The sequence below is a fragment of the Streptococcus sp. HMSC034B05 genome (assembly GCF_001809055.1).
In the GTDB taxonomy this organism is placed as follows: Bacteria; Bacillota; Bacilli; order Lactobacillales; family Streptococcaceae; genus Streptococcus; species Streptococcus constellatus.
In genome coordinates, this window is record NZ_KV795598.1 from 51,157 (window position 1) to 75,216 (window position 24,060).

Sequence of the window (24,060 nt, forward strand, 5' to 3'; positions counted from 1 at the left end):
TTTCGAGATTTTATTTCAAGTTTTTCACAACCTCAACGATATGTTCAACTGTGAAACCGTACTCTTTCATTACTTTAGCTGCTGGAGCAGAAGCACCGAATTTATCAATACCGATAACAGAACCGTCAAGTCCAACATATTTGTACCAAGATTGGGTTGCAGCCATTTCAATGGCAACACGGCGGCGGACTGCATTTGGTAGAATTTCTTCTTTGTAAGCAACGTCTTGTGCATCAAAGATGTCTGTTGATGGTACACTGACAACGCGAACTTTTTCCCCTTGTGCTTCCAACTCTTTTGCAGCTGCAACAGCTAAGTTGACTTCAGAACCAGATGCAAGAAGAATTGTATCAAAACCACCTACCGTTTCATACACCACATAAGCGCCTTTTGCTACCTTGTTAAAGTCAGTTCCAGCTTCAACTATCAAGTTTTGACGTGTGAGAACCAAAGCTGTTGGAGTTGTTTGACTCTTCAGCGCCAAGTACCAAGCCGCCTGTGTTTCACGCGCATCTGCTGGACGGAAAACAGTGAGATTCGGAATAGCACGAAGTCCAGCTAAATGCTCAATTGGTTCATGAGTAGGTCCATCTTCACCGACTGCAATCGAATCATGGGTAAAGACATAGGTCACCGGTAAACCTTGAAGAGCTGACAAACGAACGGCTGCTTTAACATAATCTGAGAAAACAAAGAATGTACCACCGTAAACACGAAGCCCTCCGTGAAGTGCCATACCATTTAAAATAGTTCCCATAGCAAATTCACGTACACCGAATTGAATGTTGCGGTTAAGGCGATGGGCATCATCTTGCAAGCCATCTTCTTTGATATAAGTCATATTAGAATGAGCTAGGTCAGCAGAGCCGCCAAGGAAAGTTGGAAGAACTTTAGCTGCTGCATTCAAAGCATCTTGACTAGAATTACGAGTAGCTTGCGAGAAGCCTGTTTCTACTACTGGGAAATCTTCTGGCTTGATCTCAACTGGATCTTGTCCCGCAATAACAGCAGCTACTTCATCAGCTAAGTCAGGATAGGCTTGTTTGTATGCTTCAACAAGTTTTACCCAAGCATCATAAGCAGCTTTCCCGCGCTCTGCTACATTGACCCGATAATCTTCGTAGACTTCTTCAGGAATTTCAAACGGTTCGTAATCCCATGTAAGAGCTTTGCGAGTAGCGGCTACTTCTTCCGCACCAAGAGGAGCTCCATGAACGGCATTAGTCCCTTGTTTGTTTGGTGAACCATAACCAATCACTGTTTTCACTTCAATTAAGGAAGGTTTGCCAGAAAGTTTTGCCGATTCAATCGCTGCATTGATTGCTTCTAAGTCTGTCCCATCTTTAACCAAAGCAGTATGCCAACCATAAGCATCATAACGTGCCCGAACGCTTTCTGTAAAGGAATCCTTGGTTTCTCCATCCAGATTAATATCGTTGGAGTCATAGAGAACGATGAGTTTATCTAATTTTTGCAGGCCAGCGTAAGAAGCCGCTTCAGCAGACACACCTTCCATCAAATCCCCATCACCACAGATAACATACGTATAGTGGTCAAAGATATTATAGCCTTCACGATTGTATTTTGCTGCTAAAAAACGTTCTGCTTGTGCAAAACCAGTTGCCATAGAAATTCCTTGACCAAGTGGACCAGTTGTCGCATCTACACCAGCAGTATGTCCAAATTCGGGATGCCCAGGCGTTTTAGAACCCCATTGACGGAAGTTCTTGATTTCTTCCATTGTGACATCTTTAAAACCTGATAAATGAAGCAAAGCATAGAGCAACATAGACCCATGCCCTGCTGACAAAACAAAACGATCGCGATTGATCCAATTTGGCACTTCTGGATTGATGCGCATTTGCTTGGTAAACAAGTCATAAGCCATCGGAGCTGCGCCCATGACAACACCTGGGTGACCAGATTTTGATTTTTCAATGGCATCAATTCCTAAAAAACGAATGGCATTGACAGATAAATTTGACATTGAACTCTCCTTTTTATATAAGCACTTATCTTTAACAAAGATACGCTATTAATCATTTGGAAAACGATAACATTCCATCCTCTATTATATGAAAATTATCCGCATATCGCAATGTATACGGATAATTCCCACTTATTTTTTTTATAGTAAAGCTTTAAATTGAATGTTTGAATCATGCTCAAAGCAATCATCAAAGCCACGTGGGTGATGATATTCAATCCTGTCTTTGTCTTGCGGATAGGTATATTTACCACCGACTTCCCAGATGAATGGATGGAATTGATATTGGAGGCGCTCTTTACGCATCTTCCACAAGGCTAAAATCTCATCCGTTGAAGCCATGAAGTTAGACCAAATATCATAATGAACCGGAATAATAACTTTGGCACGAAGGTTTTCAGCCATACGAAGCAAATCAATCGAAGTCATCTTATCTTGAATACCGATTGGGTTATCACCATAGTTATTAATAGCCACATCAATCTTGAAATCTTTTCCGTGTTTGGCAAAATAATTTGAGAAGTGCGAATCTGCACCATGATAAATTGTACCACCTGGCGTTTCAAAAATATAATTGACTGCTTTACGCGCCATTTCTTCATCTGTTACAGGCAGACCTTTCAGTTCACCATCTTGGGCATCAGCACCATCAACTGGAAGTGTTACCAAGCAAGTTCGGTCGAAAGATTCCACAGCTGATACTTTAATATCTTTAAACTCAAAACTTTCGCCGGGTTTAATCACGATGATACGTTCTTCTGGGACACCCCATTTTTTCCAGATTTCGCCACATTCATAAGGTCCGACAAATTTAACATGATTCAATTTCGGATTGTTGACAATCGCTGCTGCAGTATTGATATCAATATGGTCACTGTGAAAATGCGATACCAGATAATAGTCCAACTCATTAATCATAAATGGATCAATCACCATTGGCTGCACGCGCAAGTTTGGCTGCAATTTACGTACGCCTGCCATATTTGCCATTTGATGTCCTCGCACCATATCTTTGACCTTTTTAGTTGATTTTCCGCGGTTAGACCAAAGATCCATGACCACATTAGCTCCGCCTGGCGTCTTAATCCAAACACCACAATTCCCTAACCACCACATAGCAAAGTTACCTTCAGGCACTACTTCTGCTTCAATTTCTTCGTTAAGCCAAGTGCCCCATTCTGGGAAAGTACTTAAAATCCAAGATTCCCGAGTAATTTCGTTTACGTTTGGCATGATCGTTCCTCCTCAAGATAATGTTATATTTCTATCTTTAGTATAAGCTGCTCTAAGAGAGAAAAAAAGACCAAATAAAACACAAGGCTGTGTTCAAGATTGGACTATTTTTAGTACCTAAAAAAGCCGGGAATTCTATCCCTAGCTAGTCATCCATTCTTTCATTCTTCCGTTGAAGTTGATAATAATTCTTCATTTACAAGTTTTTGAATTTTATTTTTCAGCTCTTGTGTCCGAGCTGAATCTTTGATGTAAGACGCTAAAAGGTGCTCTAACTCTTGACTAAATCGTACTCCTTTAGTCGAAAGAGCTTGATCTTTGACAAAAGAAGTAATATTTAATACATCTTCATAATCCAAAATAGGCTGAACTTGTATCGTTGGCAGAGTGGTTTCCAAGCCGTCATTTGTCGTAATTAATAAATCCACATCTAAAATGTCTTCGACGCTTTTGAATTGTTCTGTCGTAAAAACAGCACTTAAATTTTCATTTGGTAAATGATACAAGCACTGTTTGAGTAGCAATTTCTGCACAGCTACTCCTTCATCACAGACTAAATAAATCCGTTTGGCATCTTGTTTTTCAGCACGATTATGTTTTAAGAATCCACCCATGTGCAAGGCAAGATAAGCAACTTCATCATCGGTTAATGAAATAAGCCAAGCTTCCTCTAAAATCACAGAACAAGACTTAGTGACTGCAAACAAATCTGCATATTTTTCCTTGATCTGTCGTGTCAATGGATTTTTAGACAGAATGCCGTAGGTTTTACGAAATAGTAGAGCTTTGCAATGCGTCAATAAATTTCGCAACAAATCTTCTTTATTTTCAATTTCAAAGTGCGAACTAACTTCAAAACGCCATATAAACTCATCAATCGCTTCTTTTAATTGGACAAAATCTTGACTGGTTGCATGAATATCCCGATCTTTCCGGTAAGAAAGCAAAAGAACAGTTAAGAGTGAAATCTCAATATCATTTAATTTCAAGCCAAATGTCGCCCCTAAATTGTTATTCAAATGTTTAGCTGCTTGATATTCAATCCGCTTGCGAATCAAGGTAAACTCACGCTTCAAATCTTCCTGTTCTTCCTCACTTAAAGCCATATTTCGACAGCTCAACAGAAGATATGGTAAGACTTGCAACATAAATTTGATTTCATGGCGATTGATTTTCTTACCTAAGTCTTGCTCTACATCTTGTACCCTTTGGTTAAGAAAGTCTTGTAAATCATCCGACAGAAGAATCTCATCACCAACAAAATTCCTTATCTTCTTTGTTAAAATCGTAACAAAACTATGATTTCCCTCTGTAAAAATGTGATACAAGAGAGAATGTACATATTGGATTTTATTGAGTGGATGACATTTCAAAAGATATCCTTGCGCTTTTGTGGATGTAAGGTTGACTTGATACTGCTCTGAAGCTAACTGATTGCGGATTTCGTTCAAATCATTAAGAACGGTATTCCGAGACACCTCGGTCAATTCCATCAGTTTTTCAATGGTGACACGCTTGTTTGCAACACAAATATACAGAACAGTCAACTGCATGCGCTCGGTCATGCTCATGACATAACTATAAGAATCGACTCCTTCCAGCAAGGATTGGCATAATTCTTTTTGCTGTGCAGTTAAGACAATCCCTACCCTTGGACGACTGCTAATCATTTCACCAACCTCTGCCAAAGCGTCATTGATTTTTTCCAAATGATAATAAATCTTCCTCCGCGATTGATTGGTTGCCCGTGAAATCGTCATAATCGTTTCTGGCTCTTTCAGCTGAATGAGGTATCTTAGTAAGTCACAACTTGTCTGGTCCAATAGTATCATCATTTACTCCTTGAAAGGGACTGTAAATTATTATAACATCTTTTCACATATCTTCCTACGAGATTGAAACGAGTCCATCTGTTATTTTGGTTATCTTTGAGTTTGTTGCGGAAGCAGAATGAGAAAAGCAGGGTGTGGAACTGCCAACCATGACACTCTGAATCATAGTAATCGTTCCACCCCTTGATAGGTTTCTTATCGTTGTTCTTACTTTTTCTGTCCGTAGTAAGCATTCTTGCCATGTTTCCGCAGGTAATGCTTATCTTTGAGCTCTTGCGGTACTTCTGCAACAGTTGGATTGATAGCTTCCGTATAGCGTGCCATGCGAGCAGCTTCTTCAAGTACGACTGCATTATAAACAGCAGACTTTTCATCCTTCCCCCAAGCAAATGGTCCGTGGTTGCGGACGGTTACACCTGCTACTGCGAGTGGATCTAAGCCGCGCTTGGCAAATTCTTCAACAATGACTTTACCAGTTTCTTTTTCATACTCGCCATTGATTTCTTCAGTTGTCAAAGCACGAGCGCAAGGAATAGCACCGTAGAAAGTGTCAGCATGCGTCGTGCCATAACAAGGAATATCACGTCCTGCTTGAGCCCAAGCCACACCTTCTGTCGAGTGCGTATGGACAATGCCGCCAACCTCTAGGAATGCTTTATACAACTCAACATGCGTCGGCAAATCTGATGACGGATTGAGATCACCTTCGACAATATTGCCATCCAAATCTGTCACAACCATATTTTCTGGAGATAGATTTTCATACGCCACACCAGAAGGTTTGATGGCAATCAAACCTTTCTCGCGGTCAATCGCCGAAACATTTCCCCAAGTAAACTTCACTAATCCGTGCTCTGGAAGCTCCATATTGGCTTTATAGACACGTTCTCGTAATTCTGGTACTAACATTCTCATAACCCTGCTTTCTCAATGAGTGGATAAAGGAAATCCTGCGCTTCTTTGATAGCTGCTTTGGTTTCTTCCACCGTTTCACAATTTTCAGACCACATTTCAATCAAAAACGGTCCTTGGTAGTTGGTTTTTTTCAAAACGGCAAACATTTCTTCCCAGTTGACACAACCTTTGCCAAAAGGTACATCTCGAAATTGCCCTTTAGAATGCTCCGTCACGGCATAGGTATCTTTTAAGTGCAGCGCAGCAATTGCCTGATGACCAAGGTAAAATTCACTCCAGAGGTCATTATGCCAAGCAGAAACATTACCTGTATCTGGATAGACAAAGAGATAAGGCGAATTGATTTCTTTCGCCACAGCCAGATATTTTTCAATGCTGTTGATAAATGGGTCATCCATAATTTCAATCGCCAGCATGACCTGCGCCTGCTCAGCCCAATCACATGCTCGTCGCAGATTTTTTAAGAAACGAACGCGTGTTTCAGGTGATTTTTCTTCATAATAAACATCATAGCCGGCTAATTGAATGACCCGCACGCCTAAATCCTGTGCTAATTCGATGCATTGTTTCATCGTTTCAAGCGATTTGGCTTCTAGTTCAGGATTGTTTGAGCCTAATGGATAACGCCGATGACCGCTAAAGCATATGCTGGGAATCCGCACACCGGTATCATAGATGGCTTTGACAAGCTCTAGACGTTCTTTTTTGGACCAAGTGAGACGTGCCAGCCGAGCATCTGACTCATCAACCGACATTTCCACAAAATCAAAGCCCATTTCTTTGGCAAATTCTAACCGTTCTTGCCAAGAAAAATGTTTCGGTGTCGCCTTTTCATAAATTCCAATCGGACGTGCCATAGCTTACCCCCAGATTCGCTTGATTTCGTCTTTGAAAGCACGCGCTGCTGCTGCTGGGTTTTCAGCTTCTGTTATTCCGCGTCCAGCAATAAAGGTAAAGACATCCACTCCTTCAAAGAGTTTGAGTGTATCCACATTCAAACCACCTGTAACAGACACACGGAAACCCATTTCAATCAATTTCTTAACTTTATTGAGATCTTTTTCACCCCAAGTTTCGCCGGCAAGAAGGGCATCGCGTGATTGGTGATAAATGGCTTGCGAGATACCAGCATCCAACCAAGTCTGAGCTTGCTCATAAGTCCAATCACCGTAGAGCTCAATCTGAATTTCACCGCGTTCACCGCGTTCTTCTTGTATAGCTTTCAGGGCTGCTTTCATGGTTGGAATCGTCGCACAACAAATGCAGGTCATCCAATCCGCACCGCGTACGGCATTATTTTTAGCAACTGTCCCGCCAGCGTCAGCACATTTAGTATCAGCTACGATGATTTTATCAGGAAATAAACTACGCAGCACTTCTACCAACTCACTGCCGACTTGCAAGAGGCAAACTGTTCCTGCTTCAATAACATCTACTTCATGACCTACCGAGACAGCTGCTTTAATAGCTCCTTGCAAATCGGAATGATCCAGTGCAACTTGTAAATTTGGAATATGTTTTGACATCATTTTCTCACTTTCTATTTTCTAATATATTGAAACACAACCATTTACTAATTATCTAAATCCAATCCTTCTAAATAAGGACTATTTTTTGACTCATCAATCAAAGCTAGAACTTCTGCTTCTGTTTGACAAGCTAACAAACGATCAATAGAATTTTCCAATTCAAAAAGAGCAATGATTTGTGGAATTGCAACACTCGTATGAATTTTTGAACTCGTTGCTGCAAGAGCTAACAAAACACTCACGCCTTTTCCGTCTGAGAAAGTTACAGGCTCCTTCAACGTCACCAAAGAGAAAGCATCTCTTTGAACACCAGCTTCTGGGCGTGCATGCGGCATAGCCATACCGGGCATCAAAATATAGTAAGGACCATATCCTTCTGTGGATTCGATGATAGCATCATAATATTCAGGCTTAACAGCTCCACTTTCAATCAAAGGGTCAACAGCAAGTTTGACCGCTTCTTGCCAAGTTGAAGCAGAAAGACCTAAACGAATAGAGTTGTTTTCAAGCATTGATTGCTTTAGGTTCATCATGTTTCCTTTCATCAGTTATAAGAATAAGAAAAAGTCCTTTTCTAAAGAAACTACCGCTTCCTATCCGTTCTAACATTTTCGTCCAAGTTCTATTCTTGTTAAGTGAATGAGGCTAGAGCGTTTGCTCTAAGCCCCTCATCCTTTCCTATTGTATCAATCTTATGACAAGGTCAGTCGTCCTCATCACTCTAGTACCTGAGACAATTTTTCAGTAATTTCTTTGTCATCCATCAAATTATCCAGACCAATCAATTTACCATTTGTCCGTCCATCCAATTCATGAATCAAATGAAGAGAAGCAATGACAATATCATAACCAGAAGCAAGGCTTTTTGCTTCTCCAACGCTGCAAGAATTGACGGTAAAATCTGTTTGTCCTAATTTTCGCAGAGCATTTTCTACTTTCATCTTAATCACCATAGATGAGCCCATGCCATTTCCGCACGCTGTTAATACCTTAACCATATTATTTTCCTCCAATATTTAAATCTATTTTTATTCTTCTGCTTGAACATCACCACGATAGTAGGCTTCCTTGTCTTTTGCCTTGGCAAATTGTAGTTGCGGAATAATCAGCAAGAATACACAAACAAGAATGTAACCTACAATGCCAAGATATTTGAAAAGATAACCAAAACCAAGCCAAGGGAATTCAAAGTCAATATTTCCATGGTAACCACCGTAAGAAGCCAGACCGAGAAGTGCCACACAGAGAGCACCAAGCGCTACTTGCAATACACCTGAAATAAAGGACAGGATAACCGCCGCTTTCCAGCCACCACGCTTATCCGCATAAACTGCAATCGCTGCATTATCAAAGAATACTGGAACGAAACCAGTGATAATGAGAATTGGATTCTTAAAGATAATTAAGAGCATAATGGTAATCAATTGACCAATTAAGCCAAAAGCAAATCCTGAAAGCACCGCATTTGGTGAACCAAAACCATAAGAAGCTGCAACGTCCACAGCTGGGAATGAACCAGGAAGCAATTTGTTAGAGATACCTTGGAAGGCATTCGTCAATTCTGCTACAAACATCCGCACCCCTTGCATCAAGACAAAGAGATAAACTGAGAAAGTAAAGGCTGTTTGAATGATATACATGTAAAAATCTTGCTTAGCAGGATTGTAAACTGTACCTGATGTAATGACTTTTGCATTGGACATGATATCCGGACCCAAAATTAAGAGAATAGCTCCAAAGAAAACCAACATCAACGTCGCCGAAGCAACCACTGTATCATGGAAAATAGACAAGAATTTTGGCAACTTCAAATTGTCAAGATTTTCTTCTTTCTTGCCAAATTTGTCTGCAACTTTATCCACAAACCAAATCGCAAATTGTTGTTGGTGACCAATCGCAAAACCACCGCCACCAGTTAAACGTTGTGTTGCTTCTACTGTCATATTAGAGCTGACTGCCCAGTAAAGTCCACAGATGACACCGATTGCCAGCACGCCCCAGCTATTACGCAATTGAGGAACAAGGAGAAGAACCATCAATGAAACGGTCGCTGCTTGTTGAACCATGATATGACCTGTAATAAACAGCGTCCGTACTTTCGTAATTTTCCGAAGAGCAACGAGCAGGATGTTGACACCAAAACCAATCAAGAGTGCTGTTGTTGCTGCTCCGACAAAGTTTGGAAATTCCTCTGCAATCTTTGTATTTGCCGCTGTCAATCCAAAGTAAGGGTCAATTACCGCTGCACCAATCTTAAACTTAAAGTTCAGAGCCGCTAAAATCGGACGGAAAGTTGTTACCAAACCTCCAGCCCCAACGTTCAACAGCATATAACCAACTGTCGCTTTGATGAAACCAGCATAGACATCATGCGCTGGTTTTTTCAATAACGCATAGCCAATGAGAACCAAAAGACCTACAAAGAAGGCCGGATTCTGCAAAATGTTTTGCGAGAACCAGTTCAGAATGTTTAAAATGATGTTCATTTTAACTCTCCTTTTTTCTATTTTATTTGTTCTTTCTAAGTCTATTATAAAAGATGTAAGCGGTAACAAAAAGACCAAGAATTACACAAGCAACTGTTCACTCTTGGACCTGAAAATTAAGCACACTTAAAAAACGCCGGAAATCCGCTCCGGCGTTACCCTTCTGTTTATTTTTTAGTTTGATGCTCTTTCGCTTCTTCAATAACTAATTCATCATCTTTCAAATCTGCAAGAAGATGTTTGACATCTAGATGATCCAAATGGAAGTCGGTTACTTTATCACGAATTTGTTGCTCAATCACACGACGAAGCGGACGAACACCCATGACTTCATCATACCCCTCTTCTGCTAGATAATGTTTGACTGCATCTGTTACTGTTAACGTGATGTCTTTCTTGGCAAGTGTTTGGTTGACTTCATCCAACATCAAGTCGACGATTTCAGCTAAATCCTCTTTACCAAGATGAGAGAATTCAATGACTGCATTGAAGCGATTCAAGAATTCTGGGCGGAAGTATGGTTTTAAGCGATCCATAATCTTCCTATCCTTTTCCTCATCACCAGTAAAGCTTTCATACCCAAATCCAGCATTTGATGTAGCAATAATAACTGTATTCTTAAAGTTGACAGTATTTCCTTGCCCATCTGTCAAACGACCATCATCCAAAACTTGTAGTAACAATGTGATGACTTGTGGATCGGCTTTTTCAATTTCGTCCAGCAAGATGATAGAGTAAGGATTCCGACGAACACGTTCTGTCAAGGTATTGCTGTTGTCATCATAGCCAACATAACCAGCTGTTGTACCAATCAACTTCGACACAGCCGTGCGGTCAGAGTATTCAGACATGTCCAAACGGATAATGGCTTCTTTAGTACCAAACATATCAAGCGCTAATTGCTTCGCTAGCTCTGTTTTTCCAACACCAGTTGGGCCGACAAAGAGGAAGCTACCAATCGGACGATTTCCTTCATCAAAACCTGCACGATTCCGACGAATAGCGCGCGCCACTGCTTCAACTGCTTCGTTTTGTCCAATGACTTTTGTCTTCAATCGCGCATTCATCTCTTTCAACCGTTCAATATCACTAGTCCCCATTTGGGAAACAGGAATACCCGTCATACGTTCTACAGATTCTGCTACATCATTGACAGTTGCAGTCACTTTCATGTCTTCCGTATGATTTTCAATCTTTTTTTCTAGCTCTTCAATACGCATCTTGGCATTCAAAGCAGTTTCAAAGTCTTCTTTTTCAACCGCAGCTTCTTGCTTTTTCTTTTGCTCTGCAATTTCACGTTCCACTGTATGCACATCTGTAACAGGATGTTGAGCTGCTAAATGAGCCGCTGTCACATCCACTAAGTCAATCGCTTTATCTGGCAAGCTGCGTTGTGGAATATATTGAATAGAGAAGTCCACGGCAGCTTTTAACACTTCATCTGGCAAGATGACATTGTGGTGTTTTTCGTATAAATCACGAATTCCTTGCAAAATCTTGTAAGTATCTTCTGCAGATGGAGCATTGACTTTTACTTCATTGAAACGACGAGCTAAAGCTGCATTCTTCAAAATGGTATTTCGGTATTCATCCTGAGTCGTTGCACCGATAACTGTCAGTTCACCACGAGATAAAGCCGGTTTCAAAATATCTGCTAGACCTTTTGATCCACTATCACCGCCTGTGCTTCCAGCACCGAGAATTTGATGAATTTCATCAAAGAAGAGAATGATATTGCCAGCCTCTTTCACTTCAGATACTAAATTTTGAATATTTTCTTCAAAACTACCACGATACTGTGTCCCTGCTTCTAAACCAGAAATATCAATAGAAACAATCTCTTTATTCTTAATGGCTGCAGGAACATCTCCATTAACAATCGCTTGCGCTAAACCTTCGACAACTGCAGTCTTACCAACTCCAGCGTCTCCGACTAATACTGGATTGTTTTTCGTCCGCCGAGAAAGGATTTCAGCCGTTTCTTGAATTTCCTTATTTCGTCCAATAACAGGATCTAACATATCTTGACGCGCTTCTTCTGTCAAATTACGCCCTAACTTCGCTAAAATACCATCGTGTTTGAGTCCACCTGCTTGCCCCTGCATTTGTGATGTCTGACCTTCCGCTACTTGCTTCGGTAATTTACCTGTTGCACGATATTGTGCAAATTCTTCCGGTGTCACTTCACGTCCATTGATAAGATAACGCCGATTTTCACTGTTAAAACCGCCCATCCTTCCCATCAATTGATTGAAAAGATCATCCATATTATCAAAGTTGTTATAGTTATTGTTCATATCTGCACCTCGCTTATGTTTTACATAATTTTTAAAACTGCTTAAAATATAAGACAAAGTGAGCAACTCTATCTTTTGGATTTATATTTATCAAAGGCAGTTTAATAGTTTACATAATTTTTATTGTCTCCCAAAATAGAGATGAAATTCTTTTAGCAAAATACCTCTAGAAATTCATCTTGTTTTGGCGAGTGTAACGGATTTTGTCTCTTTCCGTTTACAATTGTAATTATACAGTGTTCCAAACAAAAAGTCAATAGATTTTTGTAAAAAATTACATAATTTTTGATATTTTGAACTATAATCTTAACAATAGTTTTTCTAATTTCATTTTCCACAATTTCACCAAAATTAACTTTTTTACTTTATGTCAATGCTACAAAAAATCACCAAGTACTTTACTCGATGATTCTTCTTTTTATTCTACTGTAACAGATTTAGCAAGGTTTCGTGGTTTATCTACATCTAAACCGCGATGCAAAGTTGCAAAATAAGCAATCAACTGTGTCGGCACGACCATAGAAATTGGTGACAGATATGGATGAACAGACATTAAAACAATATCGTCCCCTTCTTTTGCTACATTTTCTTCTACAACGGTCAAAACATTTGCACCACGCGCCACAACTTCTGATACATTGCCGCGAGTATGACTGGCCAATTGCTCATCGGAAGAAATCAAGGTTATTACTGGCGTACCGTCTTCAATCAAAGAAATCGTTCCATGTTTTAACTCTCCAGCAGCAAATCCTTCACACTGGATATAGGAAATTTCTTTTAATTTTAGGCTGGCTTCCATAGCAACATAATAGTCTTGTCCTCGACCGATATAGAAAGCATTGCGTGTTGTTGCGAGTAACTCATGTACTTTTTCGTCAATACTGTCTTTTTCAGATAGCGTAGCCTCAATGGCTTGCGCTACAATGGATAATTCGTGTACTAAATCAAATTGCTTTGCTTTTTCATTGGCATTGGCATCTCCAACTGCTTTTGCTAGAAAAGCTAGAGTCGCAATCTGTGCCGTATAAGCCTTAGTTGAAGCAACCGCAATTTCTGGTCCAGCATGCAGCAACATTGTATGAGTCGCTTCACGAGACAAAGTGGAACCTGGTACATTGGTTACAGTCAAGCTTGGGATTCCCATAGCATTCGCTTTGACCAAAACCTGACGGCTATCGGCCGTCTCACCAGATTGGCTAATCAGGATAAACATTGGTTTCTTGCTCAGTAATGGCCATCTGTAGCCCCATTCTGAAGAAATCCCTAATTCCACAGGTGTGTCCGTCAATTCTTCTAGCATCCGCTTGGTCGCAAACCCGGCATGATAAGAAGTTCCAGCCGCTAAAATATACAAGCGATCAGCCTCTTGAACAGCTTTGATAATAGCTGGATCGACAACTACTTGATCATTATCGTCTGTATATGCTTGAATCAACTTACGCATCACTGTTGGCTGCTCATCAATTTCTTTCAACATATAGTAAGGATAGGTTCCCTTACCGATGTCGGACAAATCAAGCTCTGCCGTGTAACTTTCACGCTCAATTGGATTCCCGTCGTAGTCCTGCACTTCTACGCTGTCAGCGGTCACAATTACCAGTTCTTTATCATGAATTTCCATGTATTCGCTGGTTTCACGAATCATCGCCATAGCATCCGAACAGACCATATTGTAGCTTTCTCCCAGGCCAATTAAGAGCGGTGATTTATTTTTCGCCACATAGATCACGTCTGCATCCTCTGCATCCATTAAAGCAAAAGCATAGGAACCTTCAATGATGTGGAGCGCTTTTTTAAAAGCATCTAGTACTGAGAGTCCGTCCTCTTCAACAAATTTTCCAATCAAGTGAACCGCAATTTCTGTATCTGTCTGACCCTTCAAATCATGTTCAGCAAGATACGTATTCTTAATATCTAGGTAATTTTCGATAACACCATTATGCACTAAAACAAAGCGTTCAGTTTGAGACGTATGCGGATGCGCATTGCTTTCACTTGGTTTTCCGTGCGTTGCCCAACGTGTATGCCCAATACCAGCCGTTCCAGCTACATCAATCCCGATTTTTGAACGAAGGTCGGCAATACGACCAACCGATTTGACTAAGCTAGATGTTTTCCCATTTGTCACAAAAATTCCCGCTGAATCATATCCCCGGTATTCTAATTTTTCTAGACCCTGCATTAAAATATCTGTTGCATTCCGATTTCCAACAACTCCGACAATTCCACACATACTATTATTTCTAGCAAACGACTTTCAGAAGTCTGCCATCTCCTTCTTTGATTTTTTAAATTGGTATAGTCTAATAATAGCTATACAAAACAAGCTAAGTCAGTATATAATTTTATTGTGAATTTGTCAACAATAAAATTGGTATAGTTCAAAAAAGAAGGGCGGTGCAACCAAAAGACTTCAAAAGCAAATTTAGTTATCTTCTATAAACAAAAAAGTAATCTGCTCTAAACGTTTTCTTTACAACATCAAAGTATACTTTTGGCATAGTCTATTGAACATTCAATCTATGATCTAAATAATCCGCTACTTCATAACTAGAAACAAAAAGACTGGATAAAGCCGACCTGACACATAGCAGTTTAGCTATTATGGGCTAATATTAGCGAGCCAATTCGTTTGGCTCGCTTTTTTCGTTGTTTAGTTTTCCGATGAAATTGTAATAAATGTCTATCTGGATAATTCGGTTGCGTTTCGTGCTAGTTGGTTTATGAATCACAATCTTGTCAATCAGCTCATTCGCTATTTCAACGGTTAATTCTGGAAGCTCTGTATATTTGGAAATTCTCGTCATAAACTTGGAGATATTCAAACTATCTTCTTGTTGCTGGGCGAGTTTTTTGGTTAAGTCAGAAATGGAAGTTTGGAGCTGATGCTGTTCTTCTTCGTATGTCTGACTTAACTTCACAAAGCGTTCATCTGAAATTTTACCAAGTAGATTGTCTTCATAAAGCTTCTGAATAATACTGTCAATCTCTTTAAAGCGGTGCTCATCTTTTTGAAGTTGCAGCTGCTGACGTTTGTTATCTTTGCTGAATTGCGCTTGGCTTTGCTGTTCTAACTTTTTCAAAAAGGCTTCTTGGTCGAAGTGGATTTCTTGAATGGTTTGGCGGAGCTTGTCACTCACAATCTCAATCAAAGCGGATTTTTGAATGTAGTGGGGATTTTCACAACCATCAATCGGCTTGCGATATCCAGAACACTTGTAATGGTCGTGATTTAGTCCGTTTTTCTCTTGTGGGCAAAAATAATGTTTTCGTCCACAAGTTCCACAAAAAACTAATCCAGCAAACAAGTTTTCGTGACCAATCCGATTTTTATACCGTTGATTTGAACGCTTATGACTTCGCATTTTTTGAACAATATCGAAAGTTTCTTGGTCAATAATCGCTTCGTGGGTATTTTTGAAAATCAACCAGTCTTCCTTCGGATTATCTACCTTACGCTTGTCTTTATAAGATTTTGTCCGTGTTCGAAGATTGACCGTATGCCCGAGATATTCTTCACGCCCTAAGATAGCACTTAGGGTTTCCCGTGTCCAAAAATACGGCAAGCTCTCAACATTTGAACTGGCGGAAATAGGTTTTAAACCGATTTCTATTCGGTGGCGGTCTGGCTTGAAAACTTTGTCATTTTCTAACCCTTTCGAAATCTCCGAGAGACTTTTTCCACTTTTCGCTTCCTGAAAAATTCGCTTCACAACTTCACTAGCAACTGGGTCAATAATCCAATTTTTAGGATTGTTTGAATCTTTGAGATAGCCGTAAGGTGGGTTAGTAGTTACTCGCTCGCCAGCTCTCGCTTTAGCTTGCACCACCGCCCGAATCTTCTTGCTGGTATCCGCCGCATACATTTCGTCCATCAGACTCTTAATTGGCAAGAAAATAGAATTAGTTTCATTAGGTTTATTCGAATCTATGCCATCATTTAAGGCGATAAAGCGGACATCGAAGCTTGGAAAAGTAATTTCCGTTAGTTGACCAACCTTGATATAAGACCGCCCCAAACGGCTTAAATCCTTAACGATAAAGTTTGAGACTTGCCGATTTTCCACCAAACGCAAGGCCTCCGAAATAGCTGGGCGGTCAAAATTTGTGCCACTAAAGCCATCATCGACAAACAAAATAGGATTAGGGAGATTTTCTCTTGCAACTACATCAAGCAGAATTTTCTTCTGATTGATAATCGAGTTACTATCTCCTTCTAGTCCATCGTCTTGACTTAAGCGACAATAAACCACTGTAATATCTGAAAGTTTCGAAGTATCTACTTGTCTATAATCTGAAATTGTCAAAGTTCTGTTCATGTGTTTTTCTCCTTTGGGAGTTCACACACCTTATACTTCTATTATACCATTTTTACTACTGTTAAAGTAGTGATTTATCGCTTAAAATCAACCTTTCTAGGACATTTTCAAGATTACGATTTCCAGTAAAACGGTGACGGATTAAGTAAGTCGTTCGACCAATTCGACAAATTTCATCGGCGGTGCGTGAGGGCTGGTTTGAGTCTCGGTCTTTATTCTTTTGATTCATTAGCTATTCCTCCCTTGATATAATCTGGGTATTCTTCAAGTGTTATTACAGTAAATAGTTCCCAAAAGTTATATAGTTCATTTTGAATAACTTTCGAGATAGCGAGTTTGCGCTTATCGTCTGGCACTATCCAAAGCACAAATGGAAAAACTTCCTTTTGTCGCTGTTCAATACCTGAGCGATAATATTCAATATATTTCTTACAAGTGTTTACAATGCGCGCAAGACTTTCCGTGCTTCGGTCTATTTCTAAAAAGTAATGATCTTCATATTCTTGACTAACTAGCTCTAAATAAGCGTCGGGCTTTAGAGTTCTGCCTATGCCAGAAAGTTTTTGGTAGCTGCGCCAAGAGTTCGGCTCAAAAGAAAAAGTTTCAAGCGATAGCTTTTCTGAATCTCGAACGGCCTCCAGTGTCTCAACAAAGATTTCCGTAATTGCTAAAGTATGTTCAACGTGGTGCTGAGTTGGCTCGTATTTATTTTTATAGCGTAAGATGATACTGTCATCTTGGTTTTTAAGGAATTTTAGTCCCTGAAAAGTAATTTGCCAAACATAAGAAGCCGAGCCATGGCGTGCGCCACCAACTCGCCGTTTTAAGTGTAAAACCAATCCAGCTTTCTTCAGACTTTGCAGTGCAAAATTAGCACGGCGAATGGCGGTTTCAAATCGAGCGCTATCCGCAAAAAAGAGTCTGGCTAGTTGGTTGGTAGTCGCAAATCTTGCTCGACTCAAAAAATAAAGAATTTGCGTGTCGTTATCTGTTTTGTAATTCCATTTCATCTGTTTTGTTCTCCATTAAAATTGAAAAGGTGTGCCCCGTAAGCTTAGTTACGGAGTAAGTCGTGTGAGTAAAAGTCCTGAAAACCTTTATTTGTCAGGGGTGGAAGAATTTTCTTCACCAACACGATTCGAAGAGCGATTGGAATGCTTCTTGCGTCCTAAATCTGTCAATTTTTGGTTAGAATTTTCATTTTTCGAAACCGTTTTTTCAAAAGTATAACTTTCAAATTCAGCTTCAATAGTTGAACTATCTTGCCCATATCTAGTTAAGCTATTTAGATATGGTGCCCGACTATCCCTAATTTTTGGTTTAGGTGGGTGGGCTTTACCAATAATCCAACGATAAGTATTAGGTGAGACTTCTGTTCTGATATATGCCCAAAATGGCGGTAAGCTGTAAAAATCTTCCTTGCTAATTTCAAGAGTGGATTTTGCCATGTCACGGGCTTCATTTAGGTTCAAGCCAAAGACAATTTTATTCGCAACATTGGATTCAATCCCAGCTTTTAGCTGAGGTGACATCTGGGCGAGGTGTTGGAAGCCGATATTCCAGCCAACATTAAATTGGCGAGATTGCGAAAGTGCTTCGTCTAAGTTAGCGTTAGGGATTCCTAAGAAACTCGGTGTTTCATCAATATAGATAAAGACAGATTGGCGTTTGCTTGGCTCAACCGAAGACTGGCGCAAAATTAACATCCAGAGCATGGAAGTAATAAGACTACCAATTAGCTTCGCAGATTCTGAACCAATCACAGCTTTATTAAGAGGAATCAATACAATCTTTCTAGATTGAAAAATTTCCACTAAACTAAAACTAGGTTTACTTTGTCCAAGCATAGCTCGAAGTTGTGGCCGAAGTGTGAACTGACGAAACTTATTCAAAATTGGATTTAACATCTGGTGACGTTGAGCTTCACTGAGTAGCTCAAACCAGTTCCAGAAACTTTCCAGCCCGATTGGGTCTTTTAACTCTCTTAATAGTTTGTTTCGAAAGGACTGATTAGTGAGCAGACTTGGTAGCATCACTAAAGAAGCGTTTGGAATCCTAGCAAGCGTTAAAAAACTATGCGATAGAATATCCAGAGAGTAAATTCCAAAATGTTCAGGATAAAGCCCTTTAAATAGCTCCAACAGATAATCTGCAATAACTTCGGGTTCAATGCCATATTTGGTGAGCTCAAAAGGATTGATACCGACAACTCGTTTGGCAGTTGACGAGATGACCACTATATCTTCATCGTGTTCAGTTGACGTGCGCTCTAATAGTTCATGAGTGAGTTGACCTTTGGCATCCACTACAACGACGCTATGATGTTTAGATTTTATATCTGATAAAATCAAATGACTCATAGCGGTGGTTTTGCCGCAACCAGTTGAGCCGAGAAAAACGGTGTGCTTTTTGCCAGCTTGAGCTGAAATTTGAATTGGTCTTGGTTGACTTTCAACCGTTTGTGCCAAACTTCGCTGAGTTTTTCGATTAACATTGTAGCCCAAGGGTGGTGTCACTAATTTGGGGTAAACGTTAGGAATACCAGCTATCTGTTCTTCGCCAGTTGGCAGAAGCAAAAAACAAGCGAGGTCTGAGATTGCCAAACTGTAAGGATAAGACCAAGGCGGTTGTGCATGGTTGAACCCCTGAACAGCCAAAGATTTTAGCTCGATGGTAGCTGTAGTTTCTAACATCCTAAAGCTACTCAACAAGCTCGCAAAAAACTCTTTAGCTCGTAAAATACTGCGTGAACTGACACCAAGTCTAATTTCACATTTAAAAGTAGACTGATTCAACTTTTGGCGCATAAGCTTCTTGGAGCTTTCAGATAGTTCAGGAACATTGTTGGTGATTACTTGATACCATTTAGCGGATAAATTCGGCAGGTCTTTTGGCTGTGGACGAGGTGGTGAACCTGTGCCTAGCACTAGCTGAACCGTTACTGTCTCATCTGGCTGGAGTATTTTTGCCAGAGATAAACTGGAACGAACCATATTCTCTACTGAATCAGTTTTAAGAACATAATGGGATTGTTTGATTTTTACTAGACGAGCGCTAGTCATCACTTCACGTTTAGGAGCTTTAGAAAACTGAATTTTACGGTGTGATTGAATTAGTTGGCTGATATGTCGCCTGTCTTGTTCTTCCGTTCCTAATAGATAGCGCACGTGATTCTTAGATAATCGAACTTCAAAAATAACCGCTTTGCGCCGACTGAGCCCGACCAGTTGTCCCAGCATTGCTTTGACATCATCTATCTCAAACGGTCGCTGCCAGTGAAACTCGCTCCAAGATAAGACCTCAAACTTCCGTTTCATCTTTACCTCCATTCTTTAGATTTAATAATCCGAAAGGTAAACCAGCCAATGAAGATGAGGATAGCCCCTAAAAATAAGACTTGCCAAACTTCCATTAGAAGTTTAACCGCCCAGTTGACTAGCCAAGCGCAGGCAAAAAATCCTAAAATATAAACCAATATTTTCTTCATTCGACTGATCTCCTTTCTGATGCCAGTTATACAAGAAAACTAGGTAAAAGTTAAATTTCGCTTACCTCAGTTTTTGAAGCGATTGGAATGATTTTTAGATCTCAAAACAGTAGTATATTTCAACATATTTTGTCCTTTTGTCTAGTTCAAATAAGGCTAAAACTTACGCCGTTTAAACAATTCTTTTTGGGCGATTAGGTAGGCTTCTTGAATTTCTTGGCGGCGCTGGAGGAACTCCGCCAAAGCCTGTTCTTCTGGTGCTGTATCGTCTTCTTCATCTAGAAAATCCCAAATCGAAACTAGCAAATACGAAGTTACAAAAATAATGGAAAGAATAAGAAAGATATTCATCATAATACTCCTATTTTAATTTCTCGGTGGTGTAGTGAGTAAATGCTCGAATAACATAATCTGTATAAGCCAACGCTTCGGGATTATTCTTAATAATCTCAGCTTGAATTAAAGTAAGATTGCCGATTTTAAAAAGAATATCTGAAGCTAAGAGCTCCTGTGCTTGAGTGCTAGCCATCTTATGACTAAGCTCTTTAGCAACTGCTAGCTGATACGGATTTGCGATTTGAGCCAAAGCCGTTTCTTTAGTTGATTTTTGTAGTAAATTCATGAGATTTCTCCTTTAATTTTGGTATAATTGTTTTAAGTTAGCTAACTTATGGCTTCATTATAGAAAAGTCCAAGTGCAATTTGTTGCCAATAATTGTGCTAAAATCTTGCCAGTTTCGGAGGTGCTTGATGTTTGATATTCCTAGTCTGTTTTCTATTATTTTAAAACACGCCAATAAAACAACTTGGTCTGATAGAAAGAAAGTTAGCGTGGGCTTATCACTTGTCTTACACGAAGACTCTTTGGCATATCTAGCGGACACAAGTTTCAATAAATTATTTACAGGACAAAACAAAGGACGAACCCTTTACGGGATCGTCCAAGATGAGATAATAGAAAAAGGCTTTTCCAGCTACATTTTTCAAGCTGAGAAGCGATTAAGCGACACCAATTATAAAGAGAATAAGTTTTTGTTGGCTGATACATTAGAAGATTTTTTTGAACTAATAGAAGAATCACAAAATCTGCCAAAGTCTGTTTTATTAGGTTTGAAACAGTCTTATAAGCTCAATCACCAAGACCGACCTTATCTTTTTCTGGCTGAGTGTTTATTTTATGCTTTAGCTTGCCAGCACAACAAACAGCAACAGTATATTGAGCCAGACTTTAGCCAAGAAACAGAAGTTGTCTCAAAACCATTAGAAGAACTTGTGTCACGAGCTAACGGTTATTCGAAGCGGATTATTCAAGACTTAAACCGGTTTTCAGAAAAAGAACTTCAACTGTTCAGAAAAATAGCCCCATTTACATTTTATGACAATTCTTTTGATGAGTTTTCAGGCGAAACTGTTTTAGATCACTACTTAATCTCACACGCTGATTTTTTAGATTTGTTCACTAAATATGGCGTTAAAGGCAATGAAATTTCACGCCTGATTGAATATGGTTTAATTTCTGGTGGTGGTAGACATGAGGTAATTGTGGAAAAAGGTGAGCTTTCTGGCTTTCAGAATGATAACCTTGTCTTAACCTTCACCACTAAATCTGACGAAAGAATAACTTTTGAATACAGTGCCTTCCACCTAACGGATACCGCCAAAGCCCTGATTGAGATTTTGGAGATTGAGACTAATGATGAGTTTTTTAGGGAGTTGGGAGAGGAGTTTAAAGATAAGGTTAAGAAGTTGCTTATTAATACCGAAATATTTTGTGTGAGTGATTTTTAAGCGGAATAAGAAATTTCTAAAATTAGATAAATTATTCATGTAAAAGATTGCTTATTTATTTGAATATGTGGTATAATGAAGCTGAAAGATATTTTATCTTTCAAAAACGTCTAATTTTAATATTGACAAGTTAGACAATTTTTGTTATAATGCAGAAGTTATTATTAAATTTTGGGGAGATGTACTGACCCAAAAAATAAAAAGGATTCATTATTTTTATGTGATGAATGAATTTTTGTACATTTTCGAAATTTTTGAATTTTCTGAGAATGTAATAAATAGTAACTCAAACATAAAAAGCCACTTCCGAAAAACGGAAGCAGTTCTTTACCTAAGTAATTCCATAAAATACGGCAATAGTTTATGGAAGAAGTCACCTCTCCACTAGGTGATATGATTATTTACGGTTGCGCTTATTCTTGCGTAGCCGTTTTTTATGTTTAATACTTGATAGTATCCTATCTAAGCGATTCACTATCCACCTAAACAGAACTCTCAAAATTGGACAAGCTTTCTCAAAAAGACCGATTAAAAGCAGATCCATGTTTAGAGGCCGAAAAATCAAAATTGAAATAATACTAATTAATAAGAACAAAACTTGTTGTATGATTTCATCTTTCTTCGGATCTGTTGAACTCAATAGTTTCTCTGGAGGAACCCACTTTTTCCCGAAAATCCGATAAACAGATTCAAGAATTGAAGGAATCCTGATAGCGAACTGATAATTCAAATCCTCTTGGGATTTTTGCGAAGCAATAAACAAAGCCAATAAATCTTTTGAGATATTATTCATCAGCTTATCTTCGTGTGACGCAGAGCTATTTTGTGTGCGATACATTGTTCTTACCTCCCTTGTTTCAAGAAGAGGTGAAGAAAGTGACCTAGTTACTTAGGAGGATATAAGATAAAGAGGAAACACTCTACATTGAAGTCATACTGGAGCAGATGCGTATAGTATATATCAAAACCAAATATCATAACAGTATACAACCCTAACTAAGTCAAATAGCGGGTGCTGCCATGAGAAATGAAATTTTAATATATAGCTTCATCTAGATCTCAGTGACAATCTTTTTTGTAGTGCGCTTCCTCATTTTTCTAGTCTGGATTTATACACACAATGGTAAAAATCCAAAGTTATCCTTTTGATTTATTTTGCCATAAATTATTTATAATGTCAAGAGGAAGAATACTAATTTTTTGTAAAATTTTTAGGGAAAAATAATCCAATAAACTGCTAACTTGTTTGATTAAGACTACTAATTTTGACGAATTTAGAACACCACAACCTCATTTTTTGAGACCATAAAATAGTTAGACATCAAAATGACAACTATTTTAACTGTTTTTTAGTGGTTATAAAGACTATGAAATTAGATTATATTTAGACTGCTAGGTATCATTGTGCTATCTTATTTGGTCTTTTTCTTTCCCCTAAATTCTTGTTAAACTGAACCTACCTCTGCTACAATGGCAAGGCTAAGTTAAACAAGGAGATAATCGTGACCAAATACTACATCACTAAATTCAAGAAGCTACGGGAAATCAAAATTGGCTATGCTCGTGTCAGCTCCACGGACAACCGCCAAGAGTTAGGCCTAGAGGTTCAGAAAGAAGCTCTGAAGTCTTGTGATATACTTTTTGTCGAAAAAGAATCAGGATCTCAAGATAACAGGGTTCAGTTACTTAAAGCCTTGAAACTAGCTAAAGAACTTAAGCGAATCAACAAACAGGTCTCGCTAGTCGTTTATAAGTTAGATAGACTAACTAGAAAAATGTTTACTCTAGTAAATATATTGGACGACCTAACTATTCATGATATTCAATTAATCAGCCTAAAAGAAAATATTGCGACAGACTCGCTAACTGGCAAATTACTGGTTGTTATTCTAGGATATGTCGCGGAGATGGAACTAGAAGCTATACGCTCCAGAACTAAAGACGGTTTACGTAAAGCCAGAGAGCGAGGGGTCAAGTTGGGCAATAAAGGAATTTCTAAAACTAAGGAAAAAGAAGTTATTCAACTTTATCAACAGTCAAATCTAACGGCTAAAGAGATTTCTCAAACTTCCAACATATCCACGGCCACCCTTTATAATATTTTAAAGCGCAATAACATAAAAACAAAATCAAAAAATACCCTCTGAGTGCTTGCATTTATGAGATAAAATGGTAGAATAAGACTGT

Annotated in this window: 20 protein-coding genes; 2 read left to right on the top strand and 18 right to left on the bottom strand. The window is 39.1% G+C overall.

The features are described from left to right. Positions 1-10 precede the first annotated feature (10 nt). From tkt to HMPREF2542_RS03905, 17 genes are all read right to left on the bottom strand, one after another. Positions 11-1,987: a transketolase gene (tkt, locus tag HMPREF2542_RS03830; protein WP_058669910.1), complete on the bottom strand. Its 1,977-nt coding sequence runs from the start codon at positions 1,985-1,987 to the stop codon at positions 11-13. A 141-nt stretch (positions 1,988-2,128) separates the two neighbouring features. Beyond that, positions 2,129-3,220, bottom strand: a complete 1,092-nt coding sequence (gene ulaG, locus HMPREF2542_RS03835) for an L-ascorbate 6-phosphate lactonase (RefSeq protein ID WP_037598157.1) — start codon at positions 3,218-3,220, stop codon at positions 2,129-2,131. A gap of 161 nt (positions 3,221-3,381) precedes the next feature. Further along, complete coding sequence (locus tag HMPREF2542_RS03840; RefSeq protein WP_049481501.1) at positions 3,382-5,052, bottom strand: BglG family transcription antiterminator; 1,671 nt, start codon at positions 5,050-5,052, stop codon at positions 3,382-3,384. A 207-nt stretch (positions 5,053-5,259) separates the two neighbouring features. After that, the gene (locus HMPREF2542_RS03845; protein ID WP_003070771.1) at positions 5,260-5,961 is read right to left on the bottom strand and encodes an L-ribulose-5-phosphate 4-epimerase; all 702 of its coding nucleotides are present in this window, start codon (positions 5,959-5,961) and stop codon (positions 5,260-5,262) included. Between the two features lie 2 nt (positions 5,962-5,963). Further along, positions 5,964-6,824 carry an L-ribulose-5-phosphate 3-epimerase gene (locus tag HMPREF2542_RS03850; RefSeq protein ID WP_048800658.1) on the bottom strand — a complete coding sequence of 287 codons (861 nt, stop codon included), beginning with the start codon at positions 6,822-6,824 and terminating at the stop codon, positions 5,964-5,966. A 3-nt stretch (positions 6,825-6,827) separates the two neighbouring features. Next, positions 6,828-7,493 carry a 3-keto-L-gulonate-6-phosphate decarboxylase UlaD gene (locus HMPREF2542_RS03855; protein ID WP_003032302.1) on the bottom strand — a complete coding sequence of 222 codons (666 nt, stop codon included), beginning with the start codon at positions 7,491-7,493 and terminating at the stop codon, positions 6,828-6,830. A gap of 47 nt (positions 7,494-7,540) precedes the next feature. Beyond that, positions 7,541-8,026, bottom strand: a complete 486-nt coding sequence (locus HMPREF2542_RS03860) for a PTS sugar transporter subunit IIA (protein WP_070484360.1) — start codon at positions 8,024-8,026, stop codon at positions 7,541-7,543. Between the two features lie 186 nt (positions 8,027-8,212). After that, complete coding sequence (locus HMPREF2542_RS03865; protein WP_003032305.1) at positions 8,213-8,494, bottom strand: PTS sugar transporter subunit IIB; 282 nt, start codon at positions 8,492-8,494, stop codon at positions 8,213-8,215. Positions 8,495-8,524: 30 nt separating this feature from the next. Beyond that, positions 8,525-9,982, bottom strand: coding sequence for a PTS ascorbate transporter subunit IIC (locus HMPREF2542_RS03870; protein WP_003070775.1), 1,458 nt, complete (start codon positions 9,980-9,982; stop codon positions 8,525-8,527). A 167-nt stretch (positions 9,983-10,149) separates the two neighbouring features. Next, positions 10,150-12,279, bottom strand: a complete 2,130-nt coding sequence (locus HMPREF2542_RS03875; protein WP_058670397.1) for an ATP-dependent Clp protease ATP-binding subunit — start codon at positions 12,277-12,279, stop codon at positions 10,150-10,152. Between the two features lie 418 nt (positions 12,280-12,697). Continuing rightward, positions 12,698-14,512, bottom strand: a complete 1,815-nt coding sequence (gene glmS / locus HMPREF2542_RS03880; RefSeq protein ID WP_058669911.1) for a glutamine--fructose-6-phosphate transaminase (isomerizing) — start codon at positions 14,510-14,512, stop codon at positions 12,698-12,700. A gap of 382 nt (positions 14,513-14,894) precedes the next feature. Continuing rightward, positions 14,895-16,598, bottom strand: a complete 1,704-nt coding sequence (locus tag HMPREF2542_RS03885; protein ID WP_070484363.1) for a recombinase family protein — start codon at positions 16,596-16,598, stop codon at positions 14,895-14,897. Between the two features lie 212 nt (positions 16,599-16,810). Further along, positions 16,811-17,608, bottom strand: a complete 798-nt coding sequence (locus HMPREF2542_RS03890; RefSeq protein WP_070484366.1) for a replication-relaxation family protein — start codon at positions 17,606-17,608, stop codon at positions 16,811-16,813. 87 nt (positions 17,609-17,695) lie between these two features. Beyond that, entirely contained in the window at positions 17,696-19,915 is a 2,220-nt protein-coding gene (locus HMPREF2542_RS03895; RefSeq protein WP_070484368.1) for a type IV secretory system conjugative DNA transfer family protein, read from the bottom strand. 2 nt (positions 19,916-19,917) lie between these two features. Further along, positions 19,918-20,085: a hypothetical protein gene (locus HMPREF2542_RS09900; protein WP_174721302.1), complete on the bottom strand. Its 168-nt coding sequence runs from the start codon at positions 20,083-20,085 to the stop codon at positions 19,918-19,920. A gap of 156 nt (positions 20,086-20,241) precedes the next feature. Then, the gene (locus HMPREF2542_RS03900; protein WP_148129454.1) at positions 20,242-20,439 is read right to left on the bottom strand and encodes a hypothetical protein; all 198 of its coding nucleotides are present in this window, start codon (positions 20,437-20,439) and stop codon (positions 20,242-20,244) included. A 7-nt stretch (positions 20,440-20,446) separates the two neighbouring features. Next, a complete protein-coding gene (locus HMPREF2542_RS03905) occupies positions 20,447-20,707 on the bottom strand; it encodes a hypothetical protein (RefSeq protein ID WP_070484371.1) in 261 nt (86 codons plus the stop codon). Between the two features lie 128 nt (positions 20,708-20,835). Here HMPREF2542_RS03905 and HMPREF2542_RS03910 point away from each other — a divergent pair, with 128 nt between their 5' ends. After that, complete coding sequence (locus tag HMPREF2542_RS03910; protein ID WP_070484374.1) at positions 20,836-21,873, top strand: DUF2806 domain-containing protein; 1,038 nt, start codon at positions 20,836-20,838, stop codon at positions 21,871-21,873. 397 nt (positions 21,874-22,270) lie between these two features. Here the strand turns inward: HMPREF2542_RS03910 and HMPREF2542_RS03915 are convergent, their stop codons facing one another. Then, positions 22,271-22,711: a hypothetical protein gene (locus tag HMPREF2542_RS03915; protein WP_070484376.1), complete on the bottom strand. Its 441-nt coding sequence runs from the start codon at positions 22,709-22,711 to the stop codon at positions 22,271-22,273. A gap of 664 nt (positions 22,712-23,375) precedes the next feature. Between HMPREF2542_RS03915 and HMPREF2542_RS03920 the strand changes: the two genes are divergently transcribed. Continuing rightward, the gene (locus HMPREF2542_RS03920; RefSeq protein WP_070484379.1) at positions 23,376-24,020 is read left to right on the top strand and encodes a recombinase family protein; all 645 of its coding nucleotides are present in this window, start codon (positions 23,376-23,378) and stop codon (positions 24,018-24,020) included. Positions 24,021-24,060: the final 40 nt, after the last annotated feature.

What these genes read in the sequence shown, in the direction of transcription:
- tkt (WP_058669910.1), bottom strand. Translation starts at nt 1,987, where the DNA reads ATGTCAAATTTATCTGTCAATGCCATTCGTTTTTTAGGAATTGATGCC.
- ulaG (WP_037598157.1), bottom strand. Translation starts at nt 3,220, where the DNA reads ATGCCAAACGTAAACGAAATTACTCGGGAATCTTGGATTTTAAGTACT.
- HMPREF2542_RS03840 (WP_049481501.1), bottom strand. Translation starts at nt 5,052, where the DNA reads ATGATACTATTGGACCAGACAAGTTGTGACTTACTAAGATACCTCATT.
- HMPREF2542_RS03845 (WP_003070771.1), bottom strand. Translation starts at nt 5,961, where the DNA reads ATGTTAGTACCAGAATTACGAGAACGTGTCTATAAAGCCAATATGGAG.
- HMPREF2542_RS03850 (WP_048800658.1), bottom strand. Translation starts at nt 6,824, where the DNA reads ATGGCACGTCCGATTGGAATTTATGAAAAGGCGACACCGAAACATTTT.
- HMPREF2542_RS03855 (WP_003032302.1), bottom strand. Translation starts at nt 7,493, where the DNA reads ATGTCAAAACATATTCCAAATTTACAAGTTGCACTGGATCATTCCGAT.
- HMPREF2542_RS03860 (WP_070484360.1), bottom strand. Translation starts at nt 8,026, where the DNA reads ATGAACCTAAAGCAATCAATGCTTGAAAACAACTCTATTCGTTTAGGT.
- HMPREF2542_RS03865 (WP_003032305.1), bottom strand. Translation starts at nt 8,494, where the DNA reads ATGGTTAAGGTATTAACAGCGTGCGGAAATGGCATGGGCTCATCTATG.
- HMPREF2542_RS03870 (WP_003070775.1), bottom strand. Translation starts at nt 9,982, where the DNA reads ATGAACATCATTTTAAACATTCTGAACTGGTTCTCGCAAAACATTTTG.
- HMPREF2542_RS03875 (WP_058670397.1), bottom strand. Translation starts at nt 12,279, where the DNA reads ATGAACAATAACTATAACAACTTTGATAATATGGATGATCTTTTCAAT.
- glmS (WP_058669911.1), bottom strand. Translation starts at nt 14,512, where the DNA reads ATGTGTGGAATTGTCGGAGTTGTTGGAAATCGGAATGCAACAGATATT.
- HMPREF2542_RS03885 (WP_070484363.1), bottom strand. Translation starts at nt 16,598, where the DNA reads ATGAACAGAACTTTGACAATTTCAGATTATAGACAAGTAGATACTTCG.
- HMPREF2542_RS03890 (WP_070484366.1), bottom strand. Translation starts at nt 17,608, where the DNA reads ATGAAATGGAATTACAAAACAGATAACGACACGCAAATTCTTTATTTT.
- HMPREF2542_RS03895 (WP_070484368.1), bottom strand. Translation starts at nt 19,915, where the DNA reads ATGAAACGGAAGTTTGAGGTCTTATCTTGGAGCGAGTTTCACTGGCAG.
- HMPREF2542_RS09900 (WP_174721302.1), bottom strand. Translation starts at nt 20,085, where the DNA reads ATGAAGAAAATATTGGTTTATATTTTAGGATTTTTTGCCTGCGCTTGG.
- HMPREF2542_RS03900 (WP_148129454.1), bottom strand. Translation starts at nt 20,439, where the DNA reads ATGATGAATATCTTTCTTATTCTTTCCATTATTTTTGTAACTTCGTAT.
- HMPREF2542_RS03905 (WP_070484371.1), bottom strand. Translation starts at nt 20,707, where the DNA reads ATGAATTTACTACAAAAATCAACTAAAGAAACGGCTTTGGCTCAAATC.
- HMPREF2542_RS03910 (WP_070484374.1), top strand. Translation starts at nt 20,836, where the DNA reads ATGTTTGATATTCCTAGTCTGTTTTCTATTATTTTAAAACACGCCAAT.
- HMPREF2542_RS03915 (WP_070484376.1), bottom strand. Translation starts at nt 22,711, where the DNA reads ATGTATCGCACACAAAATAGCTCTGCGTCACACGAAGATAAGCTGATG.